This window comes from Kitasatospora nipponensis (assembly GCF_039528135.1).
Lineage (GTDB): Bacteria > Actinomycetota > Actinomycetes > Streptomycetales > Streptomycetaceae > Kitasatospora > Kitasatospora nipponensis.
The window spans coordinates 1-10,738 of the sequence record NZ_BAAALF010000239.1 but is presented as its reverse complement, the minus strand read 5'-3'; the positions used below and the strand labels follow the sequence as shown (position 1 = coordinate 10,738).

Annotated in this window: 9 protein-coding genes and 1 pseudogene; 5 read left to right on the top strand and 5 right to left on the bottom strand. The window is 68.8% G+C overall.

The window, feature by feature from the left end; genetic code table 11:
• Positions 1-280: 280 nt before the first annotated feature.
• Entirely contained in the window at positions 281-727 is a 447-nt protein-coding gene (locus ABD323_RS36480) for a helix-turn-helix domain-containing protein (protein ID WP_344446393.1), read from the bottom strand.
• Entirely contained in the window at positions 724-1,254 is a 531-nt protein-coding gene (locus ABD323_RS36475; RefSeq protein WP_344446392.1) for a MarR family transcriptional regulator, read from the bottom strand. Before ABD323_RS36475 ends, ABD323_RS36480 begins: the two co-directional genes overlap by 4 nt.
• Before the next feature lie 1,773 nt (positions 1,255-3,027).
• Between ABD323_RS36475 and ABD323_RS36470 the strand changes: the two genes are divergently transcribed.
• Positions 3,028-4,131 (top strand): helix-turn-helix domain-containing protein, encoded by a 1,104-nt coding sequence (locus ABD323_RS36470; protein WP_344446391.1) that lies wholly within the window; start codon positions 3,028-3,030, stop codon positions 4,129-4,131.
• Between the two features lie 116 nt (positions 4,132-4,247).
• Here the strand turns inward: ABD323_RS36470 and ABD323_RS36465 are convergent, their stop codons facing one another.
• Positions 4,248-4,532: a PadR family transcriptional regulator gene (locus ABD323_RS36465; protein ID WP_344446390.1), complete on the bottom strand. Its 285-nt coding sequence runs from the start codon at positions 4,530-4,532 to the stop codon at positions 4,248-4,250.
• Positions 4,533-4,624: 92 nt separating this feature from the next.
• Between ABD323_RS36465 and ABD323_RS36460 the strand changes: the two are divergent.
• From ABD323_RS36460 to ABD323_RS36450, 3 genes and pseudogenes are all read left to right on the top strand, one after another.
• Positions 4,625-4,963: pseudogene (locus tag ABD323_RS36460) on the top strand (IS5/IS1182 family transposase); the annotation flags it as partial.
• A 398-nt stretch (positions 4,964-5,361) separates the two neighbouring features.
• A complete protein-coding gene (locus tag ABD323_RS36455; RefSeq protein ID WP_344446389.1) occupies positions 5,362-6,885 on the top strand; it encodes an IPT/TIG domain-containing protein in 1,524 nt (507 codons plus the stop codon).
• 464 nt (positions 6,886-7,349) lie between these two features.
• The gene (locus ABD323_RS36450; RefSeq protein WP_344446388.1) at positions 7,350-7,589 is read left to right on the top strand and encodes a hypothetical protein; all 240 of its coding nucleotides are present in this window, start codon (positions 7,350-7,352) and stop codon (positions 7,587-7,589) included.
• A gap of 139 nt (positions 7,590-7,728) precedes the next feature.
• Here ABD323_RS36450 and ABD323_RS36445 read toward each other — a convergent pair whose 3' ends face one another.
• Entirely contained in the window at positions 7,729-8,529 is an 801-nt protein-coding gene (locus ABD323_RS36445; protein WP_344446387.1) for a serine/threonine-protein kinase, read from the bottom strand.
• 108 nt (positions 8,530-8,637) lie between these two features.
• Here ABD323_RS36445 and ABD323_RS36440 point away from each other — a divergent pair, with 108 nt between their 5' ends.
• Positions 8,638-9,819, top strand: a complete 1,182-nt coding sequence (locus ABD323_RS36440) for an NsdA family TPR-like regulatory protein (protein ID WP_486327161.1) — start codon at positions 8,638-8,640, stop codon at positions 9,817-9,819.
• 76 nt (positions 9,820-9,895) lie between these two features.
• On the opposite strand, the gene ABD323_RS36435 is transcribed toward ABD323_RS36440, so the two are convergent.
• Positions 9,896-10,147, bottom strand: a complete 252-nt coding sequence (locus tag ABD323_RS36435) for a helix-turn-helix domain-containing protein (protein WP_344446385.1) — start codon at positions 10,145-10,147, stop codon at positions 9,896-9,898.
• Between the last annotated feature and the right edge of the window lie 591 nt (positions 10,148-10,738).

Below are 10,738 nucleotides of genomic sequence, written 5' to 3'. Positions count from 1 at the left end.
ACACGCGGGCACCAGGGGCACTCCGAGGAACGCGGCATCGAGGCCACCGCTACGGCCCGGCTGCCGGTTTGGTCTACCCACGCGGGCGCCGGAGCTTCGGACCGGGCCGGAAACCGCAGGTGGAACGGCCCGGTCCTAAGGGCGGGAAAAGCAGACGTTAGCTCCGGAGAACCCGACGTTCACCTGGCTGGGTGAACCACAGCAGGGTGAGGGCACCTGCCTGGCTGCTGGCCTGCGACGCTCTAGGTCGCGCGCAGCCGCCGGTCAGTCGGCCGGGCGCCTATTCTTCGTCCTCTTCGGCTCGGACAGCCCTGATCGTGCGCCGGCGCATGGCGTCCATGTTGCCAATCTTGCGCGGTGCCGCCGCGCGTGCGTCGGGAGTGATCTCGGGCGCCTCCAGCGCTTCCGCGACCAAGCGGCGGATCTCGGGGTTGGAGGCGAAGAAGTAGCGGGGGTTGATCCGGTAGCGGGTCGGGTCGGGGTTTTCCACCAGGTGGAGGGCTTCCAGGCGGGAGAGGGCGTCGTAGACCGTCGACAGGGATGTGCCGCAGTCGTGGGCGATCTGCTCCACATCGGCGGTGACCAGGTCGAACACCGCTCCCTGAGCGGTGAGCCATTCCAAGACGCTGCGTTGGGCGGCGGACAGGTTCAGTGTGTAGATCGGCGGCATGCCGAGGGTCTCGGGGTCGAAGGGCCCGTGACCGTATCCGTGGGTGGCGGCGCTCATCGGCTCGTTCCTCCAGTCGTGGTGCGGCTGGTGACGCGGCGTGGACCAGGTGTCTTGGCCGCGGCCTTCTCCGCGGCCTTCTTCGCCGCGTCAAGGGCCTTCTTGTCGGGGACGATGGCCGGTGGGTCCAACCTGCGGCATGCCTGGACCTGAGCCTCGCCGCTGCCTTCCCAGAACCGACGCGGGTTGAGCTGGTAGGTGGAGCTCCGCGGCGAGGTCTTCAGCAGGATGTTGAGCTTCACGAGGCGGGCCAGTGCCGTTTTCGCCGTGGTCTCGGTGACGTGGATGGCCCCGGCTGCGGCCGCGGCGGTCACCTTGACTGCGGCCCCAGCTCCTCCGTTCGAGCGTACCCAGTCGATGGTCGCCCACTCCGCCCCGGACAGCGCCAGCGAGTACAGCGGCGCGTCGTCGGTGTAGGCGTTGAGGGTGTACGACCCGTCCATGGAGTGCGGGGTCCTGACCTTGGGCGCGGGGAGTACCGCTCCCGTGTCCAGGTTCACCAGGGCGATGTTGCCCTTGCGCGCCATCCCTGCTCCTCGCTGTGCTGGTCACTGCCCGTTGCTCGGAACACGGGCGGGTCTGCCATCGGCTCCTAACGGCGGCTTTTCCAGACGCTAGCTCCAGAAAACCCGACCTTAGAGGCATGAACCTACAGGACGTCCATGCAGAAACGCAGACACTTGGCGTCGTGTCGCCCACCAGCCCCCGCCCAAACCCCAGCCGTAACGTCTGGTTTTCCGGCTTTAGCGTCTGGTTTTCCAGCCCTTGCCAAGAACATAACCGCAGGTCAGGACATGTGTGTCCTTCTGCAGTAAAGGCCCGCGTGCCCACGTGGGTTCTCTGAGCGGGTGTCACACCGACCAGGCACCTCGAGGGCGGACAGCAGTCCTCCCCATCCAGGCGCCCGATCCACTGACAACCGGAGCCAGGACTGGGTACCTCATGCTGCTCGACATCCACCACCGCACAGTCACCCTCACATATCGGTTAGGGAGGCACACGGGGACCAGCCACCTTCAGGTGGGGACGTGAGGACCATCTAATCGAGTCTGTGGCACCCGCTACGAACTGCGGCGAGGCTCCTCTGTCGGTCAGCACTCCCGCTCCAGTGGCCGGTGGATACCAGGGCTGCGCAAGCTCACGAGGGGGCCGCCCCGGGACCGCCTTGCCCGTTCGGCCAGAACACCTCTTGCAGCATCGAAAAGCGCTACCGCCGAAGGCCAGGGCCGCGCAGTTCCACCCGGCGAGCGACGTGTTCCCAGCCCGGGCGTGGATCCGACCCAGGTAGGCGACCCCGTCACGCAGTCCAGCGGCAGGTCGGCCGGGCCCGGGGTGATCGAGGCGATCATCCGGTACACCTCCTGGCCCTGTGTTGCGGTCAGCTCTCCGTAGGTGGCGATCCGGATGTGTGAGGTCGGCAGCCACCAGACCGCCTCACGGGGGACCCGGGCCCGTCGCGGGCGACGTCATCGGCAGTGGCACGGTCCCCACAGACTGCATCGTGGAGCCGAGTCACCTTCACGGGCCCACCGTTTTTCGTGGCGAAAGGTCGGTGACGAGGCCCGGCGTACGGCCCAGCGCCTGGCCTCCCGACCATGCAGCGCCGTCACCGACCTGATCGCCATCCTCAAGCAGGGGGCACCCATCCATAGCACAAGTCCGTTGCCGGAAGCGGTCTTTCGGGTGCTGACGGACTGGATTTCATGTTGCCCCGTGACCAGGCGACCGGATGTCCTGCAGCGATCGACAGGGCGTCTGAAATGTCCATCTGATGGTCGATCAGATCTCGCTCTAGGGTCGCCACCGTGCGCGGGAGCTCGTCCTGGCTCCCAACCCTGTTGGGCTCCCGCGCCGGCTACAGCAACCAATCCGGAGTTCCAAGGAGCATCGTGTCCGACACCCCTCGACCCGCCGTGCCGCCCGCTCTCACGGTCAGGCCCGTGGCGCTGACCGTAGCAAGGGGACGCCTCGACCCGCGAGGCCTTCGCTTAGTGTGCACCAAGTGGGCAACGCGAGCGCATTGCCGGTCAATCTGCCGACCCGCACGGCACCACTCATCGTCGTTGTGCCCTACGACCTGCACCGAATGCCACCCGGCGTGATCCCGCTCGTGGCCGTCCTACTCGCTCTCTGGCTCTCCAGGGCACTGACCGGCGCCGGAGCCGTCGACGCTGATCAACCGGGGGCGGGAGCTGCCCGAGCCTCCCGCCCCCGCCATCCGCCCCCGATTGCCAAATACGGCTCCATCCAACCGGCTCACCCCAGGCATGCCGTGGACCGCCCGCCCTGAAGGACCCCTGGTGAACGACACCGATCCCCGCTCAACTCGCCGCCGGACTCACGTCCAGCAGCCCATCCAGGACGTCCCGCGCGTCCTGGCCAACATCACCCACACCATGCAGACCACCCTGCGTCGCATCGTCGCCGAGCTGAGCAACGCCGACCACGACCTCCAGGCACAGCACCTGGAGCTGGCTCTCCAGCTCCAGACCCAACTCGACGCGCTCACCTCAGGTCTGGTCGGCCACGAGCGCAGCCAACGCACCACCTGGGCCAGAATCGGCGCGGCGCTTGGCATGAGCGAGGACACCGCACGCCACCGGTTCCGCGACGACCGTGTCCGGCGCCGCCTGCAGCAGTTCACCCGGCCCCCCTCGGCTGGCCGTGAAACGCCGCCCGCGCCGCGCCTGCTTGTTCCCGACAGCCCCCAGGCGCCCCAGCCCCCGGTGTCGCCACCCGCACTACTGCCCACCGAGGCCCGCGCCAGTCGTAACAAGCTCGCCTCCGTCCTGTCGCAGGCCGTGCGTGCCTCCAACCTCTCCCAGCGCGAGATCGCGAGGAAGAGCGAGTGCTCCCCCTCCTACCTGTCGAGGATCCTCAGCGGTGACCGGATCCCCACCTGGCGCTGGACCGAGTCCGTGGCCAGGGCCTGCGGCACCGATCCCGCGCTGTTGCGCGGTCTGTGGGAGTCCGAGCGGCTTCGCCAGTACGGCACCCCGCGCACCGCGGCCCGCACCTCACCCCCCACCCGCCTGTGCCCACCCGAGGCATTCCACGCCCTGGTGACCGCGCTGTGTACGTTGCACGTCCGCTGCGGCGCCCCTTCCGCGCGCGACATCGCCGCAGCCTCCCGCAACCAGCTGGCACCGGATCAGGTGGAGTCACTGCTGTCGGGCCGCGACCTCACGAACTGGGAGCACCTGGCCGTGCTCATCCACGTCATGGGAGGCGACGTCGACTACGTCCGCCCCCTGTGGCAGGACGCCGAACCCACCGCACCCCAGCCCGCCACTCCCCGCCCCCTGGCCCCGATGCCCACCACCCGCGGCGTCGCCGCCAAGCTCCGCCAAGCACGCGCAGCCGACACCGGCGCCGCGCACCCGCAGCCCAAACCGAGCGCCTGACCGCCTCCGGGATCGGCCTCCGTGTGCGGTCGGAGCGCTTTCGGACCGGGCCGCGCCACTACCTCAGGAGCAGGGTCATGCGGTCGGTGGCGGGGTGACCTGACAGAGTTCGAGGATCATCCGGTACTCCTGGGGGTCGCTGGCTGGTGGGCGCCCAGACGCTCGATGGCAACGCGTGCGTTCGCGGCCTGGCCGTGGGCCTCGGCGGCGAGAGCATCCCGGCCCGCCTCGGTCAGGCGGTGGTAGCGCCGCAGCCGGCCGGACCGGTGCTCCTCGCGGTGAGGCTCGACCAGGCCTTCCTCGACCAGCCGGGCCAGCACTCCGTACAACGTGCCGACCTTCAACCCGACGCTCTCCTGCGAGAGTTCATCGACCTTCGCGAGGATCCCGTATCCGTGCAAATAAGGGAGATCACATGGCACTCATCACCATCGGCAGCCTCAACCTTGAACACGACGGCTGGACGTCAGATGGGCTTGGGGGCGGCCACTTGGAAATACGCCTCCTCAACCAGGTCAGGAAGACCTACCCCAGCATCTCCAAGAGCCGGGTCGATGCCGGCTTCGAGAACGCCGTCGTCGAGCACGGAGCCAGCCTGGGAATCGACGTCGAAGTCGTCCACCGGAAGTCCAACATCCCCGGATTCCATGTAGCGAAGAGGCGGTGGGAAGTCGAGCGGAAGCCTGGGATGAATCACGCTCTGGCGGCACCTCGCCCGCGACTGCGAGGCTCTCCAGCCAGCTCCGAGGCTATGATCCACATCACCTCGATCGACGGCCTCGCCAAGCGCATAACGGACGAGAGCACACCAACCTGGCGAGGCATGCACTAGAACATAGCGGGTAATCTTTTCATATCAAATGCCCGCTCAGGGCGGGAAGTTCGCCATAGGTTACCTCCAGCGCCCGGCAAAGTTCGGCTACAAATGAACTCGAACGGGAGTTCTCAAGCTGACTCGCAGCGGTGGCAGTCAAAGCTGGGATCAGGCCAATGACTTCTGTGAGGATTCCGCACTTTCGGTACGAAGTGGCGTTTCACCCACCGGCGTTGCGGGGATGAAAGGGTTAATTCAACCGCCGGGCTGCCTATCCCTCCTCAGGGTGAGCGGCCCGTGGCTTTGCCCAGTGTGCGGTCGGTCGTCAATGTGCCCGAGGACGGGATCTGCGGTCCTGGACGAGTTCTACACGACGGCTCGACGGGACGAGGGTAGCCCCTACCGAAGGGGTCCGCATGAGTACGGACGTTCAGACGCCAGCGCAGCAACTGCTGCCGATACCCAGCCCTCTTGGCCCCGCTGTCACCGGCCAGGTGGCGGCGGCAGGTCCCGAAGAGCAGACGATCACTGTCGGCACCAGTCCTGTCGGGCTGGCGTTCACCCCCGGCGGCGACCTCTACGTCGCCAACAGCGGCTCGAACGACGTGACGGTGATCAACACCAGCACCGACACCGTCACCATCCCGAGCATCCCCGAAGGCGGCACCACCCCGAGCTGGCTGACGATCGCCCCCAACGGCAACGCCTACATCCCCAACAACGGCTCGGCCAACGTGTCGGTGCTGGACACCGCCACCAACACCCTCGTGGGCGTCCCGATCCCGCTGTCCGGCGGTCCGGCCGCGGCGGCGGTCGTTCCCAGCGGCAACGTCTATGTCAGCCAGTTCTTCGCGAACAGCGTGTCCCTGATCAACACCACCACCAACACCGTCACGGGCGGGCCCATCGCCGTCGGCTCCAACCCGGTCGGAATGGCCGTCGCCCCCAACGGCAACGCCTATGTCGCCAACCGAGGGTCGAACAACGTCACGGTGATCGACACCACCACCAACACCGTGGTGGGTACCGCCATCCCCGCCGGCACCCAGCCGAACTTCATCGCGATCGCCCCCAACGGCAACGCCTACGTCGCCAACATCGCATCCAGCAACGTGACGGTCATCGACACCACCACCAACACCGTCCTGGTCCCGAGCATCCCCGTCGGCGCCAACCCGTGGGGAATCGCGGTCGCCCCCAACGGCCTCGCCTACACGGCCAACCTCGGGGCCAACGACGTCACGGTGATCGACACCACCACCAACACCGTGGTGGGCGTTGCCATCCCGGTCGGCACCGAGCCGATCGACGTGGCGGTCGCGCCCAACGGCAAGGTCTACGTCGCGAACTTCGGGGCGAACAGCGTCAGCGTCTTCCAAGGCGCGCCCACGCTGAGCGGCATCAGCCCCAACCACGGATCCGCCACCGGCGGCACCGTGGTGACCATCACCGGCACCAACCTGACCGGCGCCAGCGTCACCATCGGCGGCAACCCCGCCACCAACGTCGTCGTCAATGCCGCGGGCACGCAGATCACCGCCACCACCCCGCCCGAGGCGGCCGGACCGGCCACGGTCACCGTCGCCACCCCCAGTGGCACCGCCAGTCTGGTCAACGGCTTCACCTACCTGGCCGACGCCACCTCGCTGACCGCGACCCCGGCGCTGTCCAAGCTGTTCCCGCCGCAGGTGTTCTACCCGTTCCTCAACGCCATCCTGGTCGACCTCGTCACCGGACTGCCGGTGCCCGGCCAGACCATCACCTTCAGCACCGGCAACCGGACCTTGGGCACCGCCGTCACCAACGCCCAAGGCACCGCCAAGCTCTCCGAGGCGATCACCTTCCCGGTGATCCTCGCCAACGGCGGCTACACCGCCACCTTCGCCGGCACCGCCAACCTGCTGCCCTCCACCGCCAACGCCGGCGTCATCACCCCGTAGCCGGCGCAGAGGCCGAAGACGAAGGAGGAAGTCGCCCGGCCCGGTTGGCAGGCCCGCGCCACGGCCCGGCTCGACGTGGTCCTGCCCGTCCCAGTCGCTGACCGCGGCTGGGACGTGACCACCTCCGACGGAACCGTCTCTCCATCCTGGGCTACTGACTCGGTCCGTCACAGCCGTGGCGGAGGGGACGACCGGTGTGCTACCTCGGTTCGTGTCGGCGATGCAGGCGGGTTGTGTCCCGAGTTCAGGCCGCAGTTCGGTAGTCGAACTGGATGTGGCGATAGAGCCTGTGCAGGAGAGCGTCCTCGTCCCAAACGGACAGGGTCAGGGCGTGATCGCTGAACTCCGGCATGGGCAGAACCTTGAAACTGCGCAATGCGGGGAGCAGGGAGCGGGAGGCTCGTTGCTGGTCGCTTCGCTGCGGCGGTCCCTGCCGCTGGTCTGGCGGTAGGTGCGGGTGCTTCGTGCTGCCCGAGGTGTCTGGCGGCGTGCACTGCCAGATCGTCGATATCCACCGCGGTGAGGATCCGGTCCGGCTCGGTGTCGGTCTCGACGCCGCCACGGGTCCGGTGCTCGGTGTGGCAGCGGTCCTGCATCTCGTCCCAGTCCGGGAAGGGCTGCTGTTCCAGGCCCGAGCGACTGTAGCTGTTGAAGTCGCCGCCGAGGAGCAGAGCGAGTCCCGGGCGCTGCCATGTCGTCATTGAGCGGGCCTCGATCTGTCGGCGCTCGGGAGAACGTGAGCCCAGGTGCACGGACGCCAGGTGCAGGGGCGTGGCGGCTTCACCCAGCCGTACCTGGATGGCGCAGGGTGCGTGCCACCTATTGCCGCTTCGGCGTTTTCGGTCAGGGGAACGTCAGGAGTCGGCAGCTCGGTGGTGCTGCCAGGTGCGATGGGCCGCGCGATCGACCCTTCGCTTGGCCGGCCGGAGCCCGCCACGACGGGTGTTGCCTGAGCCGGGTGGGGCCGTAGGCTCTCGGCTGCCTGCACCGGGCCGTGGTCGACCCGTGTTGGGGCCAACGCGGGTGGAGCGGGTTGCGGCTGCCGCCGTGCGGGGACCGTGGGTGCCGTCTGCCCGGTCGGTGTCGTCGCGGGTGGGGTGAGGGCTTTGAGGCGGCTGTGAAGCTCCTCGGCGCCGACGGGACGCTGATCAGGGTCTTTGGCGAGGAGTTCGGCCACGAGCGCGTCAAGGGGCAGGGGAACGTCGGGGCGGCGGGTGCTGGGGGATCGGGGATTCGTTGGACATGGGCGAACATCAGGGCTGTGGTGAGCAGGTCACCGAAGGGCGTCTCGCCAGTCAGGAGTTCGTGCAGGACGGAACCGAGGGAGTAGAGGTCGCCTCGTGCGTCCTGGTGGCCGGTGTTGAACCGCTCCGGCGGCATGTAGGCGAGCGTTCCCATGATCTGGGTGCTGGTCAGGTCGCTGGTCTCCAGGCGGCGGGCGATGCCGAAGTCGAGCACCTTCACCGCCCCGGCATCAGTGAGCATGATGTTCGCCGGCTTCAGGTCCCGGTGCACGATCCCGGCCCCGTGCGCGGCCGCGAGGGCATCGGCAGTCTGCGCGACCCACTCCACGGCCTGTCCGATGGGCGGGACGCCGTCCTCGTGCAGGACTTGGCCCAGGTTGCGACCGCGAACCAACTCCATGACCAGGAACAACGTCCGCCGTGACCTGTTCGAGCATGGTCGTGCTGTCGGAATCGAACCGAGCCTCGGAGTGGGTCAGAGTTCGGAGGGCGCCGCGCTGTCTGGCCGCTGCGCTGGGCGAACGGCTCGGCCGGCCGGTCACCCTCGAGGAGATCGGCTTGGGCGCGCCCGAAGCTGACGGCCCGTCAGGTCGGGTTGGATTTCTCCAGGGAACCGGCAGACGCGCTGCGCGTCGCTACCGAATACTGGAGTGCTGTGCGCCGCCGAGACTTCATGACCCAGGGCCCCTTCGCTATCTCCGCCTTCACCACCCCCGTCATGCGCTACCTCTCCGTCCCCGCCGATCCCCAGATCCCGCACCAGGGCGGTCGGCGCCAGGTCGGTGCCGGCGACCTGGCCGAGCTGTGGTCCGCCGCTGAGGAGGCCCGCGCCTGGGACTCGAAGTTCGGTGGTGGCACCTGGCAGATCTCCGCCGTCTCCGAGTGCCTGCACACCAGGGCCGCCCCGCTGCTCGCCGGCACGTTCACCGAGGGCGTCGGCCGGGAGCTGTTCAACGTCGTCGCCGAGCTGGCCCGGGTCGAGGCGTGGGCGGACTTCGACGCCGGCCATCACCCCCGCGCCCAGCGCGGCTTCGTCCAGGCGCTGCGTCTGGCGAAGGCCTCCGGCGACCTGCAGACGGGGTGCTACGTGCTGAGCACGATGGGGCTCCAGGCGCTGCTGCGCGGCTACCCGGACGCCGCGGTGGACATGGCCGAGGGCGCCTACGACAAGGCGCGCCACGTCGCGGGCCCGCGGGTGCTGGCGTTCGCCCAGCTGGCCACTGCCCGGGCGTACGGCAAGCTCGGTGACGCGAAGGCCGCCTGGCGGGCGCTCGGCGAGTCCGTGCGCCTTCTGGAGTCGGTGCGGTCCGACTCCCGGGACCCCGACTGGCTGGCCTACCTGACGTTGGAGCGGATCAGCGCGGACGCGGTCGAGATCGCCAGAGACCTGGGCGAGCCGGCCGCCGCGCTGCGCTGGGACCTGCAGGCGGAGGCGATGCCGCAGCAGGTCTTCACCCGGGCCGTCGGCATCCGCATGACCGTACTGGGCACCGCGCACCTCCAGGGCCGCAATCTGGACCAGGGCCTGGTCTACGGCGAGCGCGCGATCGAGATCCTGGGTCGGGTCCGCTCGGAGCGGGCGCACGGATACCTGCGCGACCTCACCCGCGCGTTCGACCCGTGGCGCAAGGAGCCGGCCGTCGGCGACTTCCTCCACCGCGCCGACGTGGTACTCGCCAGGTCGGCCTGACGGCTCCGCCAGGGTGCACACACGTGACAGGGTCTCGCTCTCCCCTGCGGAGAACGAGACCTTGTCGGCGCTCGGGTCAGGAGCAGACGTGCTCCGGGGCGGTCTTGACGACGGCGTCGGGGACGGGGACGGGTCGGCGACCGTGCGGGCGCAGCACTCCGGCCTCGGCCAGAATCCGGTGTGCCCAGCCGTATGACCTGTCGAACCTCTTCCCGGTGGCTTCCACCGAGTGCCCGTCCTTGTAGAACGTCACCACCTGGGCGTGCAGGTCCTGGAGCTGCTGTGCGGTCGTCTGCTGCTGCGGTGTCTTCGTGCTCTCGTTGGGCATCGTCCTTCTCCTCCTCGTGCTGGTCAGGTGGCCTACGGTGTCGCTGGTGGCGACGGTGGATCACGTGGACGCGGGGGCGCGCCGGGCGGGATCGTCAGGTCGGCGTACACGGTCTTGCCGCGTGCATCGCGGCCGGCACCCCACTGGCCGCCGGTGACCTCGTGGATCAGGGCCAGGTCACGGCGGTCCCGTCACGCGGACCACGGGGGCAGGTCCGACGTGGACATCGATGGCCGTCAGGGTGCCGGATCGCAGCTGGTCGAGGGCCTGCCACCTCACCGTGGCCAGCTTCGCCGAGACCGCCACCCTCTCGAGGCCCAGTGCCCCATTGCCCGCACCGCGTCGGCAGCCACCGCCGCGAGTTCCCGCTCCGAGAGCACCTCGGCGTCCAACCAGCCGTGGGGCCGGCCGGCGGGAGGCTGCGGCACAGGAGCGGAGGAGGGCATGCTCTAGTATTTCGTACAAGCGTTCGATTGGCCTCATGTCAGCCCGCCGAGTGAATCCGGTACCCGGCCGGTGCCCGCTCGGGGCTGGCTCCGGTTGAGCAGGAGGTGATCCCGACCATGTCCCCGACCACCGATCCGCGCCGGG

What these genes read in the sequence shown, in the direction of transcription:
- ABD323_RS36480 (WP_344446393.1), bottom strand. Translation starts at nt 727, where the DNA reads ATGAGCGCCGCCACCCACGGATACGGTCACGGGCCCTTCGACCCCGAG.
- ABD323_RS36475 (WP_344446392.1), bottom strand. Translation starts at nt 1,254, where the DNA reads ATGGCGCGCAAGGGCAACATCGCCCTGGTGAACCTGGACACGGGAGCG.
- ABD323_RS36455 (WP_344446389.1), top strand. Translation starts at nt 5,362, where the DNA reads ATGAGTACGGACGTTCAGACGCCAGCGCAGCAACTGCTGCCGATACCC.
- ABD323_RS36445 (WP_344446387.1), bottom strand. Translation starts at nt 8,529, where the DNA reads ATGGAGTTGGTTCGCGGTCGCAACCTGGGCCAAGTCCTGCACGAGGAC.
- ABD323_RS36435 (WP_344446385.1), bottom strand. Translation starts at nt 10,147, where the DNA reads ATGCCCAACGAGAGCACGAAGACACCGCAGCAGCAGACGACCGCACAG.